The organism is Klebsiella sp. K5-45 (assembly GCF_030128605.1).
GTDB lineage: Bacteria > Pseudomonadota > Gammaproteobacteria > Enterobacterales > Enterobacteriaceae > Klebsiella > Klebsiella quasipneumoniae.
This window is the reverse complement of record NZ_JAKUZW010000013.1, coordinates 40,133-64,838: the sequence shown is the minus strand read 5'-3', so window position 1 is coordinate 64,838 and position 24,706 is coordinate 40,133. Positions and strand designations below refer to the sequence as shown.

Sequence of the window (24,706 nt, the reverse complement as noted above, 5' to 3'; positions counted from 1 at the left end):
TAAAAACTCTCGCAGCAACTGAACGTTAAGCCTATGAAATACGATACTTCCGAGCTTTGTGACATCTACCAGGAAGATGTCAACGTCGTGGAACCGCTGTTCTCTAACTTTGGAGGACGGTCGTCGTTTGGTGGACAGATCATTACGGTAAAATGTTTCGAGGATAACGGGTTGCTCTACGATCTGCTCGAGCAGAATGGCCGTGGTCATATTCTCCTGATCGACGGCGGCGGCTCAGTACGACGCGCGTTAATTGACGCTGACCTGGCGCGTCTGGCCGTACAGAATGAATGGGAAGGGTTGGTGGTCTATGGCGCGGTGCGCCAGGTTGACGACCTTGAGGAACTGGATATCGGCATCCAGGCGCTGGCGGCCATTCCGGTCGGCGCAGCTGGCGAAGGCATCGGCGAAAGCGACGTGCGCGTCAATTTCGGCGGCGTGACCTTCTTCAGCGGCGACCATCTGTATGCCGATAACACCGGGATGATCCTGTCGGAAGACCCGCTGGATATCGAATAAACCTTGCGCCATAAAAAAGGCCTTCTCCATGAGAAGGCCTTTTGTTTATCCGGCGCGTAACTTAGTACAGTTTCTTCGCGCAATCCAGCCAGTCGTTCTTGAACGGACGCTTCATGTTCTCGATGGCATCGATGATGTCGTGGTGCACCAGCTTCTCGTTCTGGATGCCGACGCAACGGCCGCCATGGCCCTGCAGCAGCAGCTCAATCGCATAGGCGCCCATGCGGGAAGCCAGGATACGGTCGTAAGGAACCGGGGAACCACCGCGCTGAATGTGGCCGAGGACGGTGGCGCGGGTTTCACGGCCGGTCTCTTTCTCGATGTAGCTTGCCAGCTCGTCAACGTCGCACATGTGCTCGGTGATCGCCACGATAGCGTGTTTTTTCCCTTTCGCGATGCCGGCTTTGATTTCAGCCACCAGATCGTCGCGGGTATATTCCACTTCCGGCACCATGATGAACTCACAGCCGCCAGCAATCGCCGCCGCCAGAGTCAGGTCGCCGCAGTAACGGCCCATCACTTCCACCACGGAGATACGCTGGTGCGAAGAGGAGGTGTCGCGCAGACGGTCAATCGCTTCCACCACGGTGCTCAGAGCGGTGAAGAAGCCGATGGTGTAGTCAGTGCCTTTGATATCGTTGTCGATGGTGCCCGGCAGGCCGATGCAAGGGAAGCCCATCTCGGTCAGGCGCATCGCCCCCATATAGGACCCGTCACCACCGATAACCACCAGCGCGTCCAGGCCGCGCTTCTTCATGTTTTCGATAGCCACAGCGCGGATGTGTTCTTCGCGGAATTCCGGGAAGCGAGCGGAGCCCAGGAAGGTGCCGCCGCGGTTGATCATGTCGGAAACGCTGTAACGGTCGAGCTGAACCATACGGTCTTCGTACAAGCCGAGGTAACCGTCATAGATTCCAAAAACTTCCAGACCTTCCGTTAATGCCGCGCGCACAACGCCACGAATTGCTGCGTTCATGCCCGGCGCATCACCGCCACTTGTCAACACACCGATTTTCTTAATCATGACTACCTCTGAACTTAGGAAGCAAAAAATAATTCTGTTGCCTGAAGCGCTCCCTCACCAGGAGTGCACGACGCTAATGACAATAGTATATCAAACGCTTCAAGCTGAATTGATTCAGGTCAGACCAAACGGCGGTAATTTATACAAAAAATGCCGAGCTGACCCACATTTTTACATCGAATTTACAGACTATAACCTAACGCTCAAAAAAGCCCTGCTGCGCCGCTGGCACCACAGAACTGGGATCCTGATGGATAATGACATCGGATCCCGGGAAACGGCGCAGAATCGCCTGCTCCACCTGGTCTGCAATCACGTGGGCTTGCACCAGCGGGAGGTTATCTTCCATTTCCAAATGAATCTGAATAAAGCGGGTCGGCCCTGACTGCCGCGTTCGTAGATCGTGTGCCCCGCGGATGCCGGGCCATGCGGTCACGATGGTGATAATGTCCTGACGCTCCTCGTCAGGCAAAGCGCGGTCGAGTAACGACTGAACCGCCTCATAGCCCATCCGCAGCGCGCTATATAAAATATAGATGCCAATTCCTAAGGCAAACAACGCATCGGCGCGATGCCAGCCGTACCAGGATAGGCCCAGCGCCACCAGAATGGCGCCGTTCATCATAACATCAGACTGATAATGAAGCATATCCGCCCGCACCGCCTGGCTCTGGGTTTTTCGCACCACCCAGCGCTGGAAAGTCACCAGCGCCAGCGTGCTGACGAGAGCGATCAGCGTCACAACGACCCCGACGCCGGCGGCCTGCAGCGGCTCCGGACGCACCAGGTGCTGAATACCGGTGAGAAACAGGAACAGCGCCGAGCCGGAGATAAACATGCTTTGCGCCAGCGCCGCCAGCGACTCCGCTTTGCCGTGGCCAAAGGTGTGTTCTTCATCAGCTGGTTGCAGCGAATAGCGAACCACCAGCAGGTTGGTCAGCGAGGCGGCAATATCCACCAGCGAATCCACCAGCGCAGCCAGAATACTGACTGAACCGGTATACCACCACGCAAAAATTTTGATCAAAAGTAACGCAGAGGCCATCGCTGTCGCAGCGATAGCGGCGCGGCTGACCAACCGGCCATAAGATTGATTCATATAGGCTCCTTCTCCTGTACTGCGCTTAGTATAACCTGAACTTGTGACGCTCACGGGAAAGGCGAAGAAGTTGATTTGCCGAAAAAAGGGCAAAAAAAACCCCCTCATCATGAGGGGGGAAGACAGGGATGGTGTCTATGGCAAGGAAAACAGGGTTTGTTACTGGGGTTGCAGGGTGTTGCTACTACTCGAAAGCATCATCGCTGAGCCTTTCTGCATCCTTGCAACCTCACGCAACTGATCCATACGTTGCTGGTGCTTAGCATTTAAAACCGCTTGCTGCTCTGGCGTAAGCAGGTGGTACATCTGGTTGCGGACCTTAGCCATCTCGACCTGGCGAGCAACCTGTTCCTGCGCCATCTTTTCTGCCTGAGCGCGCACAGCGTTTTCATCAAAATTTTCTGCGGTGACAAGGCGATGCATTGTCTCCATTTCGCTAACATTAACGGGGAGCCTGTCGTGGCGTGCCCGTTGCATAAGATCCCGTAACTGCTGACGTTGCTGCTCGGTTAAACTTATGCCGTCAAACATATGGCTCTGGCTACCGCGCTGTCCCCCTTCGTCTCCGGGGAGCCAGTTAACGCTGGTAACGACTTCAGCGGCCTGGCTAATTGCACTTAGCGCCAGCGTTGAGGCCATGACGGCAGCGATAACATTGCGCATCACATACTCCCAAAACGTTTGTGTCGCGATTCAACGAGAGACAGTCTACGATTCAGGCTGCAAACATGCGTCAGGGGGTGTAAAACAACGTAAAGTCATGGATTAGCGGGCCTTGATGACGTAATTTCTGCCTCGGAGGTATTTAAACAATGAATAAAATCCTGTTAGTTGATGATGACCGGGAGCTCACCTCCCTGTTAAAAGAGCTGCTCGATATGGAAGGTTTTAACGTGCTGGTGGCCCATGATGGGGAACAGGCGCTGGCCCTTCTGGACGACAGCATTGATTTATTGCTGCTCGACGTAATGATGCCGAAGAAAAACGGTATCGATACGCTGAAAGAGCTGCGTCAGACACACCAGACACCGGTTATCATGCTAACAGCGCGCGGGAGCGAGCTGGATCGCGTTCTCGGCCTCGAGCTGGGCGCAGATGACTATTTGCCTAAGCCGTTCAACGATCGTGAACTGGTGGCGCGTATACGCGCGATTCTGCGCCGTTCCCACTGGAGCGAACAGCAGCAGACGACCGAAGCCGGTTCGCCGACCCTGGAAGTGGATGCCTTAAGCCTCAATCCGGGCCGTCAGGAAGCCAATTTCGATGGCCAGACGCTGGAGCTCACCGGCACCGAGTTCACCCTGCTCTATCTGTTAGCGCAGCATCTCGGCCAGGTGGTGTCACGCGAACATTTAAGCCAGGAAGTGTTAGGCAAGCGCCTGACGCCGTTCGACCGCGCTATCGATATGCATATTTCCAACCTGCGGCGTAAGCTGCCGGAGCGCAAAGATGGCCATCCGTGGTTTAAAACGCTGCGTGGCCGCGGGTATCTGATGGTTTCCGCTTCATGATTGGAAGTTTGACTGCACGCATCTTCGCCATCTTCTGGCTCACGCTGGCGCTGGTGTTGATGCTGGTGCTGATGTTGCCCAAACTGGACTCCCGGCAGATGACCGAGCTGCTGGAAAGCGAGCAGCGTCAAGGCATCATGATCGAGCAGCACGTTGAGGCCGAGCTGGCCAACGATCCGCCGAACGACCTGATGTGGTGGCGTCGTCTGTTTCGCGCCATCGATAAATGGGCGCCTCCTGGGCAACGCCTGCTGCTGGTGACCAGCGAAGGCCGCGTGATCGGCGCAGAACGCAACGAGATGCAGATCATTCGCAACTTTATCGGCCAGGCCGATAACGCCGATCATCCGCAGAAAAAACGCTATGGCCGCCTGGAAATGGTGGGCCCGTTCTCCGTCAGGGATGGGGAGGATAACTATCAGCTGTATCTGATCCGTCCCGCCAGCACCTCACAATCCGACTTTATCAACCTGCTGTTTGACCGGCCGCTGCTGCTGCTGATCGTCACAATGCTGGTTAGCGCCCCGCTGCTGCTGTGGCTGGCGTGGAGCCTGGCGAAACCAGCGCGTAAGCTGAAAAATGCCGCCGACGAGGTCGCCCAGGGCAACCTGCGGCAGCATCCGGAGCTGGAAGCTGGACCGCAGGAGTTTTTAGCCGCCGGCGCCAGCTTTAATCAGATGGTGACGGCCCTGGAGCGGATGATGACCAGCCAGCAACGGCTACTGTCCGATATCTCGCACGAGCTGCGCACGCCGCTTACGCGCCTGCAGCTGGGCACCGCCCTGCTGCGCCGCCGCAGCGGTGAGAGCAAGGAGCTGGAGCGCATCGAAACTGAAGCGCACCGGTTGGACAGCATGATCAACGACCTGCTGGTGATGTCGCGCAATCAGGCGAAAAACGCCCTGGTGAGCGAGACGGTCAAAGCCAATCAGCTGTGGAGTGAAGTGCTGGACAACGCGGCGTTTGAAGCCGAGCAGATGGGTAAATCCTTCACCGTTGAGTATCCTCCGGGCCCGTGGCCGCTGTACGGTAACCCCAATGCGCTGGAAAGCGCGCTGGAGAACATCGTCCGCAACGCCCTGCGCTACTCGCACACGAAGATTTCCGTCAGCTTCTCGGTGGATAAAGACGGGATTACGGTTAACGTCGATGACGACGGCCCGGGAGTCAGTCCGGAGGATCGCGAGCAGATTTTCCGGCCATTCTACCGGACCGACGAGGCGCGCGACCGCGAGTCCGGCGGCACCGGCCTGGGGCTGGCGATTGTCGAAACCGCTATTCAGCAGCACCGTGGCTGGGTGAAGGCCGACGACAGCCCGCTGGGCGGTCTGCGCTTAACCCTCTGGCTGCCGCTGTATAAGCGCACCTGATGCTATCCCGGCTTGCGCTACGCTAAGCCGGGAGCATCCCCGGAAATACTCAATATGGGGGAATTATTTCCCCCATAATCTCCGCGAACTATCCTCGATCTTACCGCTTAAACGGCGCTTCTGCATGGTTCTGCTCCAGCTCACCGACAGGCCCGCGGCCGACAATAAGCGGTGGTACTGATCGTCATCAAACGGCATATGCCAAGCAATCGCCCCGGCCTCATGGACGCTGACCTCACTCAGGCGAGAGACCAGCTCGAGCGGCGCATCGCTGGAGGCTTTCCCCCCGGCGATCACCCGATACAACCAGCCGGTCTTCCCGCTGTTTTGCATCAGCTGAGCCATGTCATTGATCGAAAAATGAAAGTTGAGCTTGAAGCACGGAGAGCGCGGCTGGGTGACCTGGATCAGCGCCTCGCCCCAGCGAAAGATATCGCCAATGTAGACGTTTTGTTCGGTGAGCCCGGTGGTGGAGAGGTTTTCGCCGAACGCCGGGGCGCAGAACCGATCGGCCTGCTGGGGGAATTCACGGATCCAGTCGGCATAGTGTTCGCGCGGATAGTGACACAGCGCGCGGTCCGGCCCGCCGTGGATTTTCTTCTCCGCCTGCTCATCCCCTTCGAGACCGAGATCGCCGAGCTGCAACTCGCCGTCAACCTGGATTTTGCCGATCGCGCTGGGACGACTGCCCGTGTAGTCCCTGATTTTGCCAACAAAGACATTCACCGGATAATGCATCTCTGCTCTCCTTGCTACCGATATAAAAAAAGCGAGCCATCAGACTCGCTTCTCTCTTAGCACATTGCAACCTTATTTTTTGGCGGCAAAACGCGCTGCAGCTTCGTCCCAGTTCACCACATCCCAGAAGGCTTTGATGTAGTCCGGGCGACGGTTCTGGAATTTCAGGTAGTAAGCGTGTTCCCACACGTCCAGACCCAGGATCGGGAAGCCAGAAGCGCCGGAAATGGCTTCGCCCATCAGCGGAGAATCCTGGTTAGCGGTGGAGACAACGGCCAGTTTGTCACCTTTCAGGACCAGCCACGCCCAGCCGGAACCGAAACGGGTAGCAGCGGCTTTTTCAAATTCCGCTTTGAAGTTGTCCACAGAGCCGAAATCGCGCTCGATAGCCGCTTTCAGGTCGCCCTGCAGGGTGGTACCGGTTTTCAGGCCTTTCCAGAACAGGCTGTGGTTCGCGTGGCCGCCGGCGTTGTTACGCAGTACGGTTTTTTTGTCAGCCGGCAGCTGATCCAGCTTGGTGATCAGCTCTTCAGCGGACAGGTTAGCGAACTCCGGCAGGCTTTCCAGCGCGGCGTTGGCATTGTTCACGTAGGTCTGATGGTGTTTGGTGTGATGGATCTCCATCGTCTGCTTGTCGAAGTGCGGTTCCAGAGCATCGTAAGCGTACGGCAGGGATGGCAGGGTATAGCTCATAATCATCTCCATTATTGTCGAGCGGCTCAAGTGTTAACGCCGCGTAAGCAGTTTGTCCATTATAGTTAATTAAATGGTATTGAAAATGCTTATCAATGCCGTATTTTTCATATGGATATAACCAGAAGAAATACCCGCCGTTTTGTGATGTAGAACAACTAATTAAGCCCATGGTTGCCAGAGTTCGCCATCCTGTGGCAACGTCCTGAAGGCGGCCAAAGCGGCTAATTTTTACACTCATCGCATCGGAAGCCGCCGTCTCCGATAAAAAAAGATGAGGATAAAATCAATGAACCACGCGATTACGATGGGTATTTTTTGGCATTTGATAGGGGCCGCCAGTGCCGCCTGTTTCTATGCCCCGTTCAAGAAAGTAAAACACTGGTCGTGGGAAACCATGTGGTCGGTCGGGGGGATCGTCTCCTGGCTGATCCTGCCCTGGGCCATCAGCGCCACGCTGTTACCCGATTTCTGGGCCTACTACCGCTCCTTTAACGCCTCCACGCTGCTGCCGGTCTTTCTGTTCGGCGCCATGTGGGGTATCGGTAATATCAACTATGGCCTGACCATGCGCTATCTCGGCATGTCGATGGGGATTGGCATCGCCATTGGCATCACGCTGATTGTCGGTACGCTGATGACGCCGATTATTAACGGTCAGTTTTCGGTGCTGATGCACACCCAGGGCGGTCAAATGACGCTGCTCGGCGTGCTGGTGGCGGTGGTTGGCGTTGGCATCGTCACCCGCGCGGGCCAGCTGAAAGAGCGCAAAATGGGCATCAAAGCCGAAGAGTTCAATCTGAAGAGAGGGCTTCTGCTGGCGGTGATGTGCGGTATCTTCTCGGCAGGGATGTCGTTCGCGATGAACGCCGCCAAACCGATGCATGATGCCGCCGCGGCGCTCGGCGTCGACCCGTTATATGCGGCGCTGCCAAGCTACGTGGTGATTATGGGCGGCGGGGCGCTGGTTAACCTTGGCTTCTGCTTTATTCGTTTGGCAAAAGTGAAGAGCCTGTCCGTCAAAGCCGATTTCTCGCTGGCCAAACCCCTCATCATCAGCAACCTGCTGCTTTCCGCCCTCGGCGGCCTGATGTGGTATCTCCAGTTCTTCTTCTATGCCTGGGGCCACGCCAGCATTCCGGCGCAGTATGACTATATGAGCTGGATGCTGCACATGAGCTTCTACGTACTGTGCGGCGGTCTGGTGGGTCTGGTGCTGAAAGAGTGGAACAACGCCGGTCGTCGTCCGGTGAGCGTCCTGAGCCTCGGCTGCGTGGTGATCATCATCGCCGCCAACATCGTCGGTCTGGGAATGGCCCGTTAAGCACCGGAGCATTTGCCTGACAAAGACGCGCTTCAGGCGGCGGCGCGACTGCGCTGCCGCCACTGCCCCGGCGACATGCCGATTTCCCGGCTGAACACCACCGAAAAGTAGTTACTGTCCTCAAAGCCGCACTGCATGGCGATATCGCCGATTAAGCGCTCGGTATGCTGCAACAGATACTGCGCATGGCAGATCCGCAGCTGGCGTAAATAGTGATTGATGGTCATCCCGGTTTGCTGGCGAAACTGCTGACGTAGCGCCCGCTCGCTGCCACCCTCCTGCTCGCAGAAACGCTCCAGGACAAAGGGGCGGCTCAGGCTGGCCGCCAGCGCGGCCAGCAGTTTGTCCAACAGCGCTTCGCGCTGCGTCGCCGCCAGGTTATCCGTCGCGTAGCGATGCCGCTGGAGGGTCAGCGCCAGCTGAGCAAACAACAGCTCGGCCATCGCATTCCCCTGCGCATCGTGCCGGGAACACTCATGCTCAAGCTGACTAATCACCTGACGCGCCTGCGCCATACCGGTGCTGCCCATGCGCCAGTGGGGCTTCCACGGGGTGCCGAAGAGACCAGGGATCGCCCCCGCCCAGTCGAAATTGAGCTGCAGCCGCTCCGGGCAATAGATGATGTTCTGCAGAACCAGATCGTTAACGGAAGCATAGGAGTGTTTATCTTCGGCGCGAATATAGAACAGATCGCCGCGGGTAATGCGCCAGGGACGGTCGTTGAGAACATGCAGCCCGTTGCCCCGCCACACCAGCACCAGCTCGCAGAACTCATGGGTGTGTTCAGCGAAGACGTTTTGCGGATAGCGGTCAGCCACCGCCACCGCCTGCGTGGCGGAAGGGAAAAATTCCTCTTTACGTAGAATCAAACCGGCCACGGCTCACACTCCCAACGCGGATAACGGCGCATTATTCGCGTTTTTTCTCCGCAATACGTTGACTCCTCTCGCGTTACTGAAGAATAGCGTCGCGCCCCTGGAGGATATCGCGCGGCGACCAGGAAAACTCGCGGCGAAAAAGCGTCGAAAAGTGGTTACTGTCGCCGAATCCGCAGCGATAGGCGATATCCGTCACGCTTTCATCGCTGTGGCGCAGCAGGTGGCGGGCTTTCATCAGGCGCACCCGATTGAGATAGCGCTGCGGCGTCAGGCCGGTCTGCTGCTTCAGCTGACGGTGTAATGTACGCAGCGATAGCGAAAACTGCGCCGCCACCTCCTCCCAGCAGATCTCCTGCGCAAAATGGTCTTCCAGCCAGGCCAGCAGCTGATTCAGCCGTGCATCGTTGTTGGTGGCCTCTTCCGCAAGGCTGCTTTTCCGCAGCAGCACCAATAGCTGCATAAACAGGATCTCACGGCTGGCGACGGCATGGGTATCCGTTTCGCTCCCCATGGCCTCCATCTGCGCCACGATATGCCGCACCTGCTGCAGAACCGTCTGGTTCACCCGCCAGTGCGACGGGTAGTTGCCCTCCTGCTCCTGGGGCAACAGCTGGCTGACCCCGGCGAGAAACCGAAACGCATCCGGCGCGCGATAAAGCACGTTGGTCAGACACAGATTGTCCGTGTGCTCGTAAAGATGCCGGTCGTGATCGCGAATAAAGCAGACCGAGCCGCCGCCGATGGTATAGGGCTGGCCATTGAAGACGTGAATGCCCGTACCCTGCTCCACGATGACAATTTCATGAAAATCATGGTGATGTTCAGGAAATGCCGACTGAGGGAGGCGGGGTTCAATAGCCACCGTCGAGATCCCGGCCTTAAAGAAATCCGTACTGTGCAATATGGTCATGATGCCACCCTCGTAATGAGAAAAATTATCAGTCACCGGCTGATAGTAATGAAGGGTTGGCTATCCAGCCTTCAATTTTTGACCGCAAAATTCGTAAATCCTGCCGCTTTTTCAAGAATCAGCCGGAAAGATGCGGAACTGCGGACCCCATCACATCCTCCTCACCACCGCCCAAAACCGCAATTTGTGATTTTCCTCACGGTCACCTTTGCTTTCTTGCCAGCGGCCAGTTTCGGCTGTCCGTAGCGAGAAGGTGTGAGTCAGCGCCCTTTTTTAGACTGCGGACAATGATTTTAAGAAGGATCGTTCCATGAGTATTCGTCATTGTGTCGCCGTCGATTTAGGCGCCTCCAGCGGGCGGGTCATGCTCGCCAGCTATCAGTCCGGGCCGCGCGCCCTGACGCTGCGTGAAATTCATCGCTTCACCAACAGCCTGCAGAAGGTGGATGGCTTCGACTGCTGGGATCTCGATAGCCTCGAAGACGAGATCCGCCGCGGGCTGGAGAAAGTGTGTGAGCAGGGCATCCTGATCGACAGCATCGGCATCGATACCTGGGGCGTGGATTATGTCCTGCTGGATAAGCAGGGTCAGCGCGTCGGGCTGCCGGTCTCCTATCGTGACGATCGCACCCAGGGCCTGCTACGTCACGCTGAAGAACAGCTGGGCCGGGCGGAGATCTATCGACGCAGTGGCATTCAGTTTCTGCCGTTTAACACCCTTTATCAGCTGCGCGCCCTGGTGGAACAGCAGCCGGAGCTGGTCAGTCAGGCCGCCCATGCCCTGCTGATCCCCGACTATTTCAGCTTCCGCCTGACCGGCAATCTGAACTGGGAATATACCAACGCCACCACCACCCAGCTGGTCAACATCCACAGCGATAACTGGGATGAGACGCTGCTGAACTGGACCGGCGCGCCGCGCGAGTGGTTTGGCACCCCGACGCATCCCGGCAATGTGACAGGCCACTGGATCTGCCCGCAAGGCAACCGTATTCCGGTGGTCGCCGTCGCCAGTCACGACACCGCCAGCGCGGTGATCGCCTCCCCGCTGGCCGACGGCCACGCCGCCTATCTCTCCTCCGGCACCTGGTCGCTGATGGGGTTTGAAAGCCTGACCCCTTACACCTGCGACGCGGCGCTGCAGGCCAATATCACCAACGAAGGCGGAGCCGAAGGCCGCTATCGGGTGCTGAAAAATATCATGGGCCTGTGGCTGCTGCAGCGGGTGCTGAAAGAACAAAACGTCAGCGACCTGCAGGGGCTGATCGCCCGCACTGCCGCACTGCCGGCGTGTCGCTTCATCATTGACTGCAATGACGACCGCTTTATCAACCCGGCCAGTATGAGCGCCGAGATCCAGGCCGCCTGCCGCGGATCCGGCCAGCCGGTTCCTCACAGCGACGCCGAACTGGCGCGCTGCATTTTCGACAGCCTGGCGCTGCTCTACGCCCGGGTGCTTAACGAGCTGGCGGCGCTGCGCGGCCAGCCCTTTAGCCAGCTGCATATCGTCGGCGGCGGCTGCCAGAACGAACTGCTCAACCAGCTGTGCGCCGACGCCTGCGGGATCGCCGTCGTGGCCGGCCCGACAGAGGCCTCCACCCTCGGCAATATCGGCATCCAGTTAATGACCCTCGACGAGCTGGCCAGCGTCGATGAGTTTCGTCAGGTGGTGCACGGCAACGCATCCCTCACCGCCTTTACCCCCAATCCTGATAGTGAAATTGCCCGTTTCGTGGCGCAGTTTCAGCCACAACAGACCAAGGAGCTTTGCGCATGACCACTCAACTTGAACAAGCCTGGGAAATTGCTAAGCAGCGCTACGCCGCCGTCGGCGTGGATGTCGAGGAGGCCCTGCGCCAGCTGGACCGTCTGCCCGTCTCCATGCACTGCTGGCAGGGTGACGACGTCGCCGGTTTCGAAAACCCGGCGGGAAGCCTGACCGGCGGCATCCAGGCCACCGGCAATTACCCGGGCAAAGCGCGCAATGCTCAGGAGCTACGCGCCGACCTTGAGCAGGCGCTGAGCCTGATTCCGGGGCCAAAACGTCTCAACCTGCACGCTATTTATCTGGAAGCCGACGCGCCGGTGGCGCGCAATGAGATAAAGCCGGAGCACTTTAAAAACTGGGTCGAGTGGGCGAAAGCCAACAAACTGGGGCTGGATTTCAACCCCTCCTGCTTCTCGCATCCGCTGAGCGCCGACGGCTTTACCCTGTCGCATGCCAACGATGAGATCCGCCAGTTCTGGATCGACCACTGCAAAGCCAGCCGCCGCGTATCCGCTTATTTTGGCGAGCAGCTGGGCACCCCGTCGGTGATGAATATCTGGGTGCCGGACGGCATGAAGGACATTACCGTTGACCGCTTCGCGCCGCGCCAGCGGCTGCTGAACGCGCTGGATGAAGTCATCAGCGAAAAATTCGACCCGGCGCACCACATTGACGCCGTCGAGAGCAAGCTGTTCGGTATCGGCGCCGAAAGCTACACCGTCGGCTCCAACGAGTTCTATATGGGCTATGCCACCAGCCGCCAGACGGCGCTGTGCCTGGATGCCGGCCACTTCCACCCGACGGAGGTCATCTCCGACAAGATCTCCGCCGCCATGCTCTACATCCCGCGCCTGCTGCTGCACGTCAGCCGCCCGGTGCGCTGGGACAGCGACCACGTGGTGCTGCTGGATGATGAGACTCAGGCCATCGCCAGCGAAATCATTCGCCATAACCTGTTTGACCGCGTGCACATCGGCCTCGACTTCTTCGATGCCTCCATCAACCGCATCGCGGCCTGGGTGATTGGTACCCGCAATATGAAAAAAGCGCTGCTGCGCGCCCTGCTGGAACCGACCAACCAGCTGCGCCAGCTGGAGAACGACGGCGATTACACCGCCCGCCTGGCGCTACTCGAAGAGCAAAAATCCCTGCCGTGGCAGGCCATCTGGGAGATGTACTGCCAGCGTCACGACACGCCGGCGGGCAGCCAGTGGCTGGACAACGTGCGGGCTTATGAGAATGCGGTTCTGAGCCAGCGCGGGTAATACACGGGCTTCCCCGGGTCGCGGCTGACGCCTTACCCGGGCTACGAACTGCGCGATGTTGCCAGAGCGCACCGAACCGTTCCCTCTCCCCTGTGGGGAGAGGGTTAGGGTGAGGGGCTACCCCCACCGGATTAACAGGAAAGACAAGACTATGCAGACCATTATCGACGCCTGGTTCGTCCAGGGCATGATCAAAGCCACCTCCGACGCCTGGCTGAAAGGCTGGGACGAGCGCAACGGCGGCAACCTGACGCTGCGTCTGGATGAGGCGGATATCGAACCTTACGCGGCGGATTTCCACGCTAAACCCCGCTATATCGCCCTCAGCCAGCCGATGCCAACCCTGGCCAACCAGCCGTTTATCGTCACCGGTTCCGGCAAATTCTTCCGTAATGTCCAGCTCGACCCGGCCGCTAACCTTGGCGTGGTGAAAGTCGACAGCGACGGCGCGGGATACCATATCCTGTGGGGTCTGACGGAGGATGCGGTGCCGACCTCCGAGCTGCCGGCACACTTCCTGTCGCACAGCGAGCGCATCAAACTGACCGACGGCAAGGACCGGGTGATCATGCACTGTCATGCCACCAATCTGATCGCCCTGACCTACGTCCTGGAGAACCACAGCGATCTGTTCACCCGCAAGCTGTGGGAAGGTAGCACCGAATGTCTGGTGGTCTTCCCGGATGGCGTCGGCATTCTGCCGTGGATGGTGCCAGGCACCGATGAAATCGGCCAGGCGACTGCGGAAACCATGCAAAAACACTCGCTGGTGCTGTGGCCGTTCCACGGCGTCTTCGGCAGCGGCCCAACCCTGGATGAGACCTTCGGCCTGATCGACACTGCCGAGAAGTCCGCCGAAGTGCTGGTGAAAGTCCTGTCCATGGGCGGGATGAAGCAGACCATCACTCGCGAAGAGCTTATCGCTCTTGGCAAACGCTTCAACGTCCAGCCGCTGCAGTCCGCGTTAGATCTTTATCCATAACAACATCGCGCCCCGCTCACCGAGACGGGGCGAAGCCTCACCTGCAAACCCTACAAAACTGACTCATGTGGAGTAAAAGCAATGAAAACAAAGACAAGCTTGATCCTCACCGTTGCCGCCCTGGCGTTGTCCGGTTCCGCCTTAGCAGAAGTTAAAATCGCCCTCGTGGCGAAATCGCTGGGAAATGGCTTCTTCGAAGCCGCCAACGTTGGCGCCCAACAGGCCGCCAAAGAGTTAGGTGATGTCAAAGTGATCTACACCGGCCCGACCACCACCACCGCCGAAGCGCAGATCGATGTGCTGAACGGGTTGATCGCCCAGGGGGTGGATGCGATCGCCATTTCCGCCAACGATCCGGACGCGGTGGTACCGGTGCTGAAAAAAGCGATGCAGCGCGGCATCAAAGTGGTTTCCTGGGACTCCGGCGTGGCGCCGGCAGGCCGCCAGATCCATCTTAATCCTTCCAATAACGCCTTAATTGGCGAGACCAACGTCAAGCTCGCCGCCGATGCGCTGAAGGCGCTGAACGTGGAGAAGGGGGATGTGGCGGTGTTAAGCGCCACCCCGACCTCCACTAACCAGAATATCTGGATTGAGGAGATGAAAAAGGTGCTGCCGCAGTATCCGTCCGTCAATCTGGTGACCGTCGCCTACGGTGACGATCTGTCGGATAAAAGCTACCGCGAAGCGGTGGGCCTGCTGAAATCATATCCGGACCTGAAAGTCATTGTTTCGCCGTCATCGGTGGGAATTGTTGCCGCCGCGCAGGCGGTGAAGGACCAGGGAAAAATTGGCAAAGTCTATGTCACCGGGCTGGGGCTGCCGTCGGAAATGGCCGGCGCGATCAAGTCTGGCGCCAGCAAAAGCTTCGCCATCTGGAACCCGATTGACCTCGGTTACGCCGCCACCTATCTGGCCGACGATTTAGTCAAAGGCACGGCGACCAAAACCGAAGCCAGTATGGGCAAGCTGGGCAAAGTGAAGCTGGACGCCGAAGGGAATGGCGCGATGGCCGAGCCGTTTGTCTACGATGCGAGCAACATCGATAAGTTCTCGAAAATTTTCTAACCCTTGTTTCCTCACCCCGGCCCTCTCCCAGAGGGAGAGGGGGAAAGACTGGTCCTCTGCGCGATGCGGCCTGCGGGCGCCGGACCGTTCCCTCTCCCCTGGGGAGAGGGGGAAAGACTGGTCCTCTGCGCAATGCGGCCTGCGGGCGCCAGACCGTTCCCTCTCCCCTTTGGGGAGAGGGTTAGGGTGAGGGGCGATTTTACGGAGAACTATCATGTCAGCATCAACACCACTGCTGTCGCTGAAGGGGATCACCAAGATTTTTCCCGGTGTGCGCGCCCTTGAGAACGTGCAGCTCGATCTCTGGCCCGGCAAAGTGACCGCCCTCATCGGCGAAAACGGCGCGGGGAAATCCACGCTGGTCAAAGTGATGACCGGTATTTATCAGCCCGAAGAGGGGGAGATCCTCTATAAAGCGATTCCCATTCATCTGCCGACGCCGGAATCGGCGCACAAGATGGGGATCACCGCCATCCACCAGGAAACCATACTGTTTGACGAACTTTCGGTCAGCGAAAACATTTTCGTCGGCCAGTATCTGTATAAGGGACTGCTCAAAACGCTCGACTGGCCGGCGATGCACCGCCGGGCTGGTGAGATCCTCGCCCGGCTGGAAGTCCAGATCGACCCGCGGGCAACGTTAAAAACGCTCAGCATCGCCCAGCGGCACATGGTGGCGATTGCCCGGGCGCTGGCTTTCGACGCCCAGGCGGTGATCCTCGATGAGCCGACCGCCGCGCTTTCCCAGCATGAAATCCTGGAGTTTTATCACATCGTTGAGCGTCTGAAGCAGGACGGCAAAGCGATCCTGTTTATCTCGCATAAGTTCGATGAAATTTTCGAGCTGGCCGACTATTACACCATCCTGCGCGATGGGGTGTACGTCAGCTCCGGGATGATGAGCGATATTACCGAAGAGCGGATGGTGTCGATGATGGTGGGCCGGGCGATCAGCCAAACCTACCCGAAAGTCGACTGTACCCCAGGGGAAACGGTGCTGGAGGTCAACGATCTTTGTCATCCTACCGAGTTTGCCGATATCAGCTTCAGCCTGCGCAAGGGAGAAATTCTCGGCTTTTACGGCCTGGTGGGCGCCGGACGCACCGAGCTGATGCAGGCGCTCTCCGGCGTAACGCATCCCTCCTCCGGCGAGATCCGACTGAACGGCAGCCCCATGCGCTTTCGCCAACCCGCCGACGCTATCCGCGCGGGCATCGTCTGCGTACCGGAAGAGCGACAGAAACAGGGGGCGATCATCGCCCTGCCTATCGCCCAGAACATCAGTCTGCCGCAGCTGAGCAAGCTCAATCCTAACGGCGTCCTGAACGACGCCCGGGAATGGCGGCTGGCGGACGAGTACGCCTCGCGCCTGCAGGTTAAAGCCTCCAGCTGGCGGCAGCCGGTGGAGACCCTCTCTGGCGGCAACCAGCAGAAAGTGGTGATCGGCAAATGGCTGGCGACCCAGCCCGAGGTGATCATCCTCGATGAGCCGACCAAAGGCATCGATATCGGCTCAAAAGCCGCTGTGCATCAGTTTATGTCCGAGCTGGTCAGCCAGGGGCTGGCGGTGATTATGGTCTCGTCAGAGCTGCCGGAAGTCATGGGCATGGCCGACCGGATTATCGTGATGCATGAAGGGCTGATGGTCGCCGAGTACCGGGCCGGGGAAGCGACGGCGGAAACCATCGTTAGCGCCGCCAGCGGCATCGGCCAGGAGGCAGCATGATGGGACACGCATGGCTGAAGCATCGCGAAGCGCTGCTGGCGCTGGTCATCATTTTGATGATCGGCGCCATTGGCAGCCGGGCGCCGTCGTTCGTTTCACCGGGTAATCTGGTGGAGATGTTTAACGATACTGCCATCCTTATCATTCTCGCCCTCGGACAGATGATGGTGCTGCTCACCAAAGGCATCGATTTGTCGATGGCCGCCAACCTGGCGCTGACCGGGATGATCGTCGCCCTGCTCAATGCCCATAATCCGGGTATTCCGGTGGTAGCGCTGCTGGCGCTGGCAACCCTGCTGGGCCTGCTGATGGGGATGATTAACGGCCTGCTGGTCTGGCGCCTCGGCATTCCCGCCATCGTGGTGACCCTGGGCACCATGAGCATTTATCGCGGCATTATCTTCCTGCTGACCGACGGCGGCTGGGTTAACTCACATCAGATGAGCGCTGATTTTCTCAGTCTGCCGCGCAGCACCCTCCTGGGATTGCCGCTGCTGAGCTGGTGCGCCATCGCCGCGCTGCTGCTGGTGGGTTACTTCCTGCGCTACAGCCGCACCGGCCGGGCCTTGTATACCGCGGGCGGCAACGCGACGGCGGCGTATTACACCGGCATTAACGCCGGGAAAATGCAGTTCGTCAGCTTCTGCCTCTCCGGCGCGCTGGCTGGCTTCTGCGGCTATCTGTGGATCTCGCGCTTCGCTGTCGCCTATGTCGATGTGGCGAACGGCTTTGAGCTGCAGGTGGTCGCCGCCTGCGTGATCGGCGGTATCAGCACCATGGGCGGAAGCGGACGGGTACTGGGCTGCCTGTGCGGCGCGCTGTTCCTCGGGGTCATCAATAATGCCCTGCCGGTGATCGGCATTTCGCCGTTCTGGCAAATGGCGATTTCCGGGGCAGTGATCGTCATGGCGGTGCTGCTTAACGAGCGCGGCAATCGCGGTCACGGGCGGTTAATCCTGCGTAACGCGGCGTTAGCCCGGCAGAAACAAGGGATGAAATCATGAGCAAGATGATGGTATCTGAAGAGATGAAAAACGCCCCGGCCGTACCGTCGCCGCTGCGCCGCCTGCTGTGCTGGGAAGGGTTTTTACTGGCGGTGACCCTCGCGGTATTTATCGGCAACGCCCTGGCTTCCCCTTACTTCCTCAATATCTGGAACCTGTCGGACGCCACCTTCACCTTTACTGAGAAGGCGATCGTCGTTCTGCCGATGGCGATGCTGATTATCGCCCGCGAAATTGACCTTTCGGTAGCCTCGACGATGGCGCTCAGCTCAACGGTGATGGGCTTTTGCGCGGCGGCGGGGATGGATACGCCGCTGCTGGTATTGGTCGGATTGGGCGTGGGTCTGCTGTGCGGTCTGTTCAACGGTATCCTGGTGACGCGTTTTAACCTGTCGTCGATCGTGATCACCATCGGCACCATGAGCCTGTATCGCGGCATCACCTATATCCTGCTGGGCGATCAGGCGCTCAATCACTATCCGGAGAGCTTTGCCTGGTTCGGCCAGGGATACGTGTGGGGGGCGCTCTCTTTTGAGTTTGCGCTGTTTATCCTCCTCGCGGCCGCCTTCACCTTCCTGCTGCATAAAACCAACTTTGGCCGCCGAACCTATGCCATCGGCAATAACCCGACCGGCGCCTGGTACTCCGGGATCAACGTGAAGCGACATAACCTCGCGCTGTTCGCGCTGGTCGGGCTGATGGCCGGGCTGGCGGCGGTCCTGTTGACCTCACGGCTCGGCAGTACCCGCCCCACTTTGGCGATGGGCTGGGAGCTGGCGGTTGTCACCATGGCGGTGCTCGGCGGCGTCAATATACTTGGCGGCTCCGGCAGCATGCCCGGGGTGATCATCGCCGCCTTTCTGATGGGGCTGGTGACCTTCGGCCTGAGCCTGCTGAACGTACCCGGCATCGTGATGTCGGTGATTATCGGCGCGATGCTGATCGTGGTGATCTCCCTGCCGATTATGGCCCGGCGGATGCTGCAGCGAAGACGATGTTAATTTCCCCCTCGCCCTGGCCCTCTCCCCAAGGGAGAAGGGCGGGGTGAGGGGAAACGGATTTCCCAAAATCAACATTAAGGAGAATTATCATGAGTTTTATGTTGGCACTACCTAAAATCAGCCTCCACGGCGCAGGCGCTATCGGTGATATGGTCAAGCTGGTAGCGGGCAAACAGTGGGGCAAGGCGCTGATCGTCACCGACGGCCAGCTGGTGAAGCTGGGCCTGCTGGACAGTCTGTTTTCCGCGCTGGATGAACAGCAGATGGCTTATCAGCTGTTTGATGACGTGTTCCCCAACCCCACCGAAGCGCTGGTGCAGCAAGGCTATGCGGCGTACCAGGCGGCCCGCTGCGATTACCTGATCGCCTTCGGCGGCGGCAGCCCGATTGATACCGCCAAAGCGATAAAAATCCTCACCGCCAACCCAGGCCCCTCCACCGCCTACTCCGGCGTCGGCAAAGTGAAAAACGCTGGCGTGCCGCTGGTGGCCATCAACACCACCGCCGGCACGGCGGCGGAGATGACCAGCAACGCCGTGATTATCGATAGCGAGCGTCAGGTAAAAGAGGTGATTATCGACCCGAACCTGATCCCGGATATCGCCGTCGACGACGCCAGCGTGATGCTCGACATCCCACCAGCCGTTACCGCCGCCACCGGCATGGACGCCCTGACCCACGCCATCGAGGCCTTTGTCTCCGTTGGCGCCCATCCCCTGACCGACGCCAACGCCCTCGAGGCCATCCGCCTGATCAACCTGTGGCTGCCGAAAGCGGTAGAGGAGGGACACGATCTGCAGGCCCGCGAGCAGATGGCGTTTGGCCAGTATCTGGCGGGCATGGCGTTCAACAGCGCCGGCCTCGGGCTGGTACACGCCCTGGCCCATCAGCCTGGCGCCACCCACAACCTGCCACACGGAGTGTGCAACGCCATCCTGCTGCCGATCATCGAAAACTTTAACCGCCCGAACGCGGTGGCGCGCTTCGCCCGCGTGGCGCAGGCGATGGGCGTCGATACCCACGGCATGAGCGATGAAGCCGCCAGCATGGAGGCCATCAACGCCATTCGTGCGCTGAGCAAACGCGTAGGGATCCCCCAGGGCTTCAGCCAGCTTGGCGTCAGCAAAGCCGATATCGAAGGCTGGCTGGACAAAGCGCTGGCCGACCCGTGCGCGTCGTGTAACCCGCGCCCCGCCAGCCGCGATGAGGTACGCGAGCTCTATCTGGAGGCATTATGATCCGCAAAGCCTTTGTGATGCAGGTGAACCCTGACGCGCACGAGGAGTATGCACGTCGCCACAACCCCATCTGGCCGGAGCTGGAGGCGGTGCTGAAAACGCACGGCGCGCACCACTACGCCATTTATCTCGATAAAGAGCGCAACCTGCTGTTCGCCACGGTGGAGATTGAGTCGGAAGCCCGCTGGGAGGCGGTCGCCAGCACGGAAGTGTGCCAGCGCTGGTGGAAATACATGCGCGAGGTGATGCCCAGCAACCCGGACAACAGCCCGCTGAGCGCGGAGCTCAAAGAAGTGTTTTATCTGGCGTGAAACCCCGCGACGCCGGAGAGTACCTTCCCCGGCCTCCCCCCATGCGGGCTGGAGGCCGGTTCAACGGCGATAATGCAAAACAGGGGACACGATCCTTTACGCTCCCCTGTTTCTCTCGTCCATCATCCGGGGAAAAGTGCGTATTTGTCTTTATCCGCATCGGTAATTTCTCTTAATACCCGGCAAGGTACGCCAGCGGCAACCACATTCGCCGGTATAGAGCGATTTACCACACTGCCCGCGCCTATGACTGAATTCTGGCCAATCGTTACCCCGGGATTAATAATCACCCCCGTGCCTAACCAGACCCCATCTTCAATCACTACCGGTAATGAAAACTGTTGATGCGTATGGCGCAGCACGGGGTGGATGGGATGCCCGGCGGTGGAGATAGTGACATTTGGCGCAAACATAACGTTATTGCCGATGATAATGTCCGCATCGTCGACCAGCGTGAGGTTAAAATTGGCATAAAAATTATCACCAATCGTCGTATGGATCCCATAGGCAATATTGATCGGCGGCTCTATCCAGCATTGTTCGCCGACTTTCGCGAACATGCGCTGAATAATATCGTTGCGCAATTCCTGATTAAACGGATGCGAATGATTATATTCATAGGCCCGCGCTTTACCCATCAGCCGCTGCTCCGGCAAGCCATATCCTGCATCCAGGTAAAGCTCACCGCTGTTCATACGTTTTTTCATATCCATCATGACATCTTCCTTCTCTGTCAGGCACCACCCTGTGCCACGGAATGTTGATAATTAAACGGTCATCGCATTATCGCGCAGCGGCTCACTTTTCGCCTTGCCCGCTAACGTAAACGCGGATATTAAGGTGACCGTCAGGGCTATTCCGCCGAGGATCATATAGGTCTCCTGGAAGCCGATCCGATCATACATATTGCCGGCGAAGGCGGAGAGGAAGATCGCCGCCACCTGCTTGGCGAACTGGAAGCCCACCAGATATATGGTCGCCGACAGCCGGACATCAAACACGCCGGTGATGTATTTAAAGGCACCCACCAGCAGGAACGGCACTTCCAGCGCATGGAGCATCTTCAGCGCCACCACTTCCGCGGCGGTGGTGGCGAAGGAAGAGCCAATCATTCTGGCCGCCATCACCATCCCGGCGATCAGCAGGGTATTCTTCGCTCCGATGCGGTTAATAATCCACGGCGAGCTGAACATAATGATGGCGTTACATATTTCTCCCGCGGTGGTGGCGAAACCAAAGGCACGGGTGCCTGCTTCCGGGGTCGCAAAGAACGATTTGAAGAAGGTGGCGAACTGCTGATCGAAAACGTCATACACGCAGGCTACGCCGATAACATACAGAATAAACATCCACATCTTCCGCTGACGGAACATGCGCACCGCCGTTTTTAAATCGATCGCCGGGCGATTGGCGCCGAGCGAGTCCATTACCTGCGCGGACTGACTGGCCTGCGGTTTGGCGATAGCCACCAGCACCACCAGCAGCAGCGCGGCGGCCGACCCCATCCAGAACACCCATTCGGGATTAATGCTGAACAGCATGCCGGCGGTGGTGGCGCACAGCGCCCATCCCAGACAACCAAAGGTGCGCGCCTTGCCGTATTCAAACCCGCTGTTGCGGCTTACCCGTTCGATATAGGCCTCCATCGCGCCGGCGCCTGCGGAGAATACAAAGCCGATATAGGCGCCGCCGCTCAGCGCCCCGAGCCAGATGTTGGTTTTCAGCAGCGGCGCGAAAACATAGAGGAAGAAGGGAGCAATCAGCACCAGCAGAACGGTCACGATCCACATCAGATGTTTTTTCAGCCCCAGCTTGTCTGAGATCACCCCGAGAACCGGCTGGAAACAGATGGCGAACAGCGACAGGCTGGAGAAAACGAGGCCGGTTTCAGTTTTATTCAGGCCGATAACATCCGACAGCCAGATCGGCAGAAACGGAAAGCAGGTGGCCATGATGAAGAAGTAGAGAAAGAAGAACAGCCCGAAAATCCAGAAGTTGGGGTTGTTTTTGTGGGTACAGACGGTCGGGTTCATTATATTTTCCTCAAGAAGGGCCGCGACGCGGCCCGATACCATCACACGCGTTGCAGGCCAATCAGAATGGCGCTTTCCGGGTCGAGGATGGGCAGCGCCAGCCCCGCCTGCTGTAGCCACTCACCGCTCACCGTCTGCGGCGTCGTCATCCATGCCGGCAGCTTCCGCATGGTGTGGCCGCCCTCGCCGGTGATCTGAATGTTCGGATGATCGAGGAGCGTCACCTGATAGCGGGCGCTCGCCTCCAGCCCCGCCAGGCGCAGCGGCGCCATCAGGGTGTAGTCCGGCATCGCCAGCTGGCTGACGAGGAAAATCGCCTGCGCTTTATCCGGGCTGACGACGCCATGAGCAAGGGTGGTGGCGTCCGGCATATCCATCCGCCACTGCACGCCGTGATGGATCACGTCGCGCCACTGCTTATGCAGAGCCGCGTATTTCCTATACCCGGCGCGCTCTTCTTCATCGGCGCTCACCGGATCCAGCTCAAGCCCCATATGACCGAACAGCGCCGTCAGGCCGCGGAAGGCGATACTGTGCTGGCGGAAGGTGGCATGACAGTGGCGATTACCGATATGCGCGCCCATCACCTCCGGCGGGAAGAAGTAGCTCATGCCGCGCTGGATGGTGTTGCGCTCAAGGGCGTCATTGTTGTCAGAAGCCCAGAAGCGATGGCTGCGCTTGAGGACTTCATAATCGATACGACCGCCGCCGGAGGAGCAGGATTCAAATTCAATATGCGGGAAGCGGGCCACCAGCGTATCCAGCAGGCGGTAGAACTGGCGAGTCTGCGCATCGGCGGCGGCTTTGCCGTTATGGCCCGGCTGCACCAGCTCGCGGTTCATATCCCATTTCACGTAGTCCACCGCGTGTTCGCCCAGCAGCCAGCTCATCCGCTCCAGCAGATAATCAAAGGCTTCCGGAATATTCAGGTTCAGGACAAACTGATGACGCCCGGGAAGCGGCGTATAGCCCGGAAGCGCCAGCACCCAATCAGGGTGTGCCCGATACAGATCGGAATCCGGGTTAATCATCTCAGGCTCCACCCAGATACCGAACTCCATCCCCAGCGATTTCACGTGGTTGATAACCGGCGTCAGGCCGTGGGGGTATTTTTTCTCATCGAGATACCAGTCGCCGAGCGCCGCCCAGTCGTCGTTGCGTCCTTTAAACCAGCCGTCGTCAATGATAAAACGCTCCACGCCCAGGGCCGCCGCTTCATCCGCCATGCGCATGATGTAGTCCGGATCGTGGTCGAAATAGATCCCCTCCCAGGTGTTGAGATGCACCGGGCGCGGCTTGTTGCCCGGGAAGCGAATAATCCGTTCGCGCAGATAACGATGGAACTGCTGGCTCATGCCGTTCAGCCCGTTCGCCGAGTAGCTGGCATACAGGTACGGCGTCCACAAGGTTTCCCCTTCCGCCAGCGCCATTTCGCCCGGCAGATAGAGCGCCTCGGCCTGCAGATAGCGACGGCCATCGGTTTTCACCTCCGCCCGCAGGCGATGATTACCGCTCCAGGCCAGATGCACGCCCCAGACTTCACCCTGCATCTCGCTAAAGGCGTGGCTGCCAGTGATCAGGGCCGGGAAATGTTCGTGAGAGGTGCGCCCGCGGCGGTTCTCCAGCACAAAGCTGTCGTGCTCCAGGGTCAGGCGGTGAGGCTGAAACTCGCGGATCCAGCGGCCATGGAAAGCCATTACCTCACGAGAGCGTTCGGCGACCGGCAGCGTGACCGCCAGGCGATCCACCTGCCATGGGCTGACGCGCAGATTGGTCACGCCATGGCGCACGCTCAACACACCGCTGGCATCCAATGCGATCTCGCTGTACAAACGCAGGCCGGCATGCGGGTCTTCGCTGACCAGGGTTAGCGTCTGGCCCTCGTGCCGCACTTTGCTGGTGGCGAAAATCGGCGAGGCATCCAGCCCCTGGCGATGGCCTTCAATGCCCGGCGCGCCAAACAGACCATGGCCCAGTTCCGCCATTAAAGTGACCGGGGAATCGACATCGAGGCGGCCATTGGCGACCGGTCGCGTCAGGCTGTCGGCATCCTGCGGCGAAAAGTGGCTTAAATGCGGCCCCCAGTAGATAATTTCGGCGAAAGGGCGGGCTTTGATCACCACGTCAACCGTTGCGCTTTGCAGGCGTATAATCGAATCTGACATTAGACATCTCCATATCAAGGAATGTCTTACTGTTGATCCGAAACGTTTCGGACGCCAACCAAAACGTTTCGGATCCGTG

At 58.7% G+C, this 24,706-nt stretch carries 23 protein-coding genes; 13 read left to right on the top strand and 10 right to left on the bottom strand.

The annotated features are described in order from the left end of the window. Positions 1–33: 33 nt before the first annotated feature. Positions 34–519, top strand: a complete 486-nt coding sequence (gene rraA, locus MKS11_RS23165) for a ribonuclease E activity regulator RraA (protein ID WP_002882913.1) — start codon at positions 34–36, stop codon at positions 517–519. 61 nt (positions 520–580) lie between these two features. On the opposite strand, the gene pfkA is transcribed toward rraA, so the two are convergent. From pfkA to cpxP, 3 genes are all read right to left on the bottom strand, one after another. Continuing rightward, on the bottom strand, positions 581–1,543 hold the full coding sequence (pfkA, locus tag MKS11_RS23160) for a 6-phosphofructokinase (RefSeq protein WP_002882911.1): 963 nt from the start codon (positions 1,541–1,543) through the stop codon (positions 581–583). A 196-nt stretch (positions 1,544–1,739) separates the two neighbouring features. Then, a complete protein-coding gene (gene fieF / locus MKS11_RS23155) occupies positions 1,740–2,642 on the bottom strand; it encodes a CDF family cation-efflux transporter FieF (RefSeq protein ID WP_002882907.1) in 903 nt (300 codons plus the stop codon). Positions 2,643–2,801: 159 nt separating this feature from the next. Next, on the bottom strand, positions 2,802–3,305 hold the full coding sequence (gene cpxP / locus MKS11_RS23150) for a cell-envelope stress modulator CpxP (protein WP_004203672.1): 504 nt from the start codon (positions 3,303–3,305) through the stop codon (positions 2,802–2,804). Positions 3,306–3,454: 149 nt separating this feature from the next. Between cpxP and cpxR the strand changes: the two genes are divergently transcribed. Both cpxR and cpxA read left to right on the top strand, forming a co-directional pair. Continuing rightward, a complete protein-coding gene (cpxR, locus tag MKS11_RS23145) occupies positions 3,455–4,153 on the top strand; it encodes an envelope stress response regulator transcription factor CpxR (RefSeq protein WP_004203671.1) in 699 nt (232 codons plus the stop codon). Beyond that, complete coding sequence (gene cpxA, locus MKS11_RS23140) at positions 4,150–5,523, top strand: envelope stress sensor histidine kinase CpxA (RefSeq protein WP_004203670.1); 1,374 nt, start codon at positions 4,150–4,152, stop codon at positions 5,521–5,523. The genes cpxR and cpxA overlap by 4 nt, the downstream gene beginning before the upstream one ends. A gap of 63 nt (positions 5,524–5,586) precedes the next feature. Here the strand turns inward: cpxA and yiiM are convergent, their stop codons facing one another. Both yiiM and sodA read right to left on the bottom strand, forming a co-directional pair. Then, positions 5,587–6,261, bottom strand: coding sequence for a 6-hydroxyaminopurine reductase (gene yiiM, locus MKS11_RS23135; RefSeq protein WP_032455462.1), 675 nt, complete (start codon positions 6,259–6,261; stop codon positions 5,587–5,589). A 72-nt stretch (positions 6,262–6,333) separates the two neighbouring features. Beyond that, on the bottom strand, positions 6,334–6,954 hold the full coding sequence (gene sodA, locus MKS11_RS23130) for a superoxide dismutase [Mn] (RefSeq protein WP_004203668.1): 621 nt from the start codon (positions 6,952–6,954) through the stop codon (positions 6,334–6,336). A 289-nt stretch (positions 6,955–7,243) separates the two neighbouring features. Between sodA and rhaT the strand changes: the two genes are divergently transcribed. Continuing rightward, on the top strand, positions 7,244–8,278 hold the full coding sequence (gene rhaT / locus MKS11_RS23125; protein ID WP_004203667.1) for an L-rhamnose/proton symporter RhaT: 1,035 nt from the start codon (positions 7,244–7,246) through the stop codon (positions 8,276–8,278). 32 nt (positions 8,279–8,310) lie between these two features. Here the strand turns inward: rhaT and rhaR are convergent, their stop codons facing one another. Together rhaR and rhaS (MKS11_RS23115) are read right to left on the bottom strand one after the other, a co-directional pair. Continuing rightward, the gene (gene rhaR, locus MKS11_RS23120; RefSeq protein WP_004203666.1) at positions 8,311–9,156 is read right to left on the bottom strand and encodes an HTH-type transcriptional activator RhaR; all 846 of its coding nucleotides are present in this window, start codon (positions 9,154–9,156) and stop codon (positions 8,311–8,313) included. Positions 9,157–9,229: 73 nt separating this feature from the next. Beyond that, the gene (gene rhaS / locus MKS11_RS23115) at positions 9,230–10,066 is read right to left on the bottom strand and encodes an HTH-type transcriptional activator RhaS (protein WP_284109713.1); all 837 of its coding nucleotides are present in this window, start codon (positions 10,064–10,066) and stop codon (positions 9,230–9,232) included. A gap of 310 nt (positions 10,067–10,376) precedes the next feature. Here rhaS (MKS11_RS23115) and rhaB point away from each other — a divergent pair, with 310 nt between their 5' ends. The 9 genes from rhaB to rhaM all read left to right on the top strand — a co-directional run bounded on the left by rhaB (position 10,377) and on the right by rhaM (position 20,429). Next, positions 10,377–11,843: a rhamnulokinase gene (gene rhaB / locus MKS11_RS23110; protein ID WP_087771196.1), complete on the top strand. Its 1,467-nt coding sequence runs from the start codon at positions 10,377–10,379 to the stop codon at positions 11,841–11,843. Then, entirely contained in the window at positions 11,840–13,099 is a 1,260-nt protein-coding gene (locus tag MKS11_RS23105; protein ID WP_004203663.1) for an L-rhamnose isomerase, read from the top strand. Before rhaB ends, MKS11_RS23105 begins: the two co-directional genes overlap by 4 nt. A 151-nt stretch (positions 13,100–13,250) precedes the next feature. After that, on the top strand, positions 13,251–14,081 hold the full coding sequence (rhaD, locus tag MKS11_RS23100; protein WP_004203662.1) for a rhamnulose-1-phosphate aldolase: 831 nt from the start codon (positions 13,251–13,253) through the stop codon (positions 14,079–14,081). Between the two features lie 81 nt (positions 14,082–14,162). Continuing rightward, complete coding sequence (gene rhaS, locus MKS11_RS23095; RefSeq protein ID WP_004203661.1) at positions 14,163–15,149, top strand: rhamnose ABC transporter substrate-binding protein; 987 nt, start codon at positions 14,163–14,165, stop codon at positions 15,147–15,149. A gap of 214 nt (positions 15,150–15,363) precedes the next feature. Beyond that, positions 15,364–16,875, top strand: a complete 1,512-nt coding sequence (locus MKS11_RS23090) for a sugar ABC transporter ATP-binding protein (protein ID WP_004203660.1) — start codon at positions 15,364–15,366, stop codon at positions 16,873–16,875. Further along, positions 16,872–17,879, top strand: a complete 1,008-nt coding sequence (locus tag MKS11_RS23085; RefSeq protein ID WP_017899827.1) for an ABC transporter permease — start codon at positions 16,872–16,874, stop codon at positions 17,877–17,879. Before MKS11_RS23090 ends, MKS11_RS23085 begins: the two co-directional genes overlap by 4 nt. Beyond that, a complete protein-coding gene (locus MKS11_RS23080) occupies positions 17,876–18,880 on the top strand; it encodes an ABC transporter permease (RefSeq protein ID WP_087771198.1) in 1,005 nt (334 codons plus the stop codon). The genes MKS11_RS23085 and MKS11_RS23080 overlap by 4 nt, the downstream gene beginning before the upstream one ends. 89 nt (positions 18,881–18,969) lie before the next feature. Further along, positions 18,970–20,118 (top strand): lactaldehyde reductase, encoded by a 1,149-nt coding sequence (gene fucO, locus MKS11_RS23075; RefSeq protein ID WP_049093254.1) that lies wholly within the window; start codon positions 18,970–18,972, stop codon positions 20,116–20,118. After that, entirely contained in the window at positions 20,115–20,429 is a 315-nt protein-coding gene (rhaM, locus tag MKS11_RS23070) for an L-rhamnose mutarotase (RefSeq protein WP_017899830.1), read from the top strand. Before fucO ends, rhaM begins: the two co-directional genes overlap by 4 nt. A gap of 122 nt (positions 20,430–20,551) precedes the next feature. On the opposite strand, the gene MKS11_RS23065 is transcribed toward rhaM, so the two are convergent. The 3 genes from MKS11_RS23065 to MKS11_RS23055 are packed head-to-tail and all read right to left on the bottom strand — an operon-like array spanning position 20,552 to position 24,627. Next, on the bottom strand, positions 20,552–21,145 hold the full coding sequence (locus tag MKS11_RS23065; RefSeq protein ID WP_074377662.1) for a maltose acetyltransferase domain-containing protein: 594 nt from the start codon (positions 21,143–21,145) through the stop codon (positions 20,552–20,554). Between the two features lie 51 nt (positions 21,146–21,196). Then, on the bottom strand, positions 21,197–22,462 hold the full coding sequence (locus tag MKS11_RS23060; RefSeq protein ID WP_004203654.1) for an MFS transporter: 1,266 nt from the start codon (positions 22,460–22,462) through the stop codon (positions 21,197–21,199). A gap of 41 nt (positions 22,463–22,503) precedes the next feature. Next, positions 22,504–24,627 carry an alpha-galactosidase gene (locus MKS11_RS23055; RefSeq protein WP_087771199.1) on the bottom strand — a complete coding sequence of 708 codons (2,124 nt, stop codon included), beginning with the start codon at positions 24,625–24,627 and terminating at the stop codon, positions 22,504–22,506. Positions 24,628–24,706 lie beyond the last annotated feature (79 nt).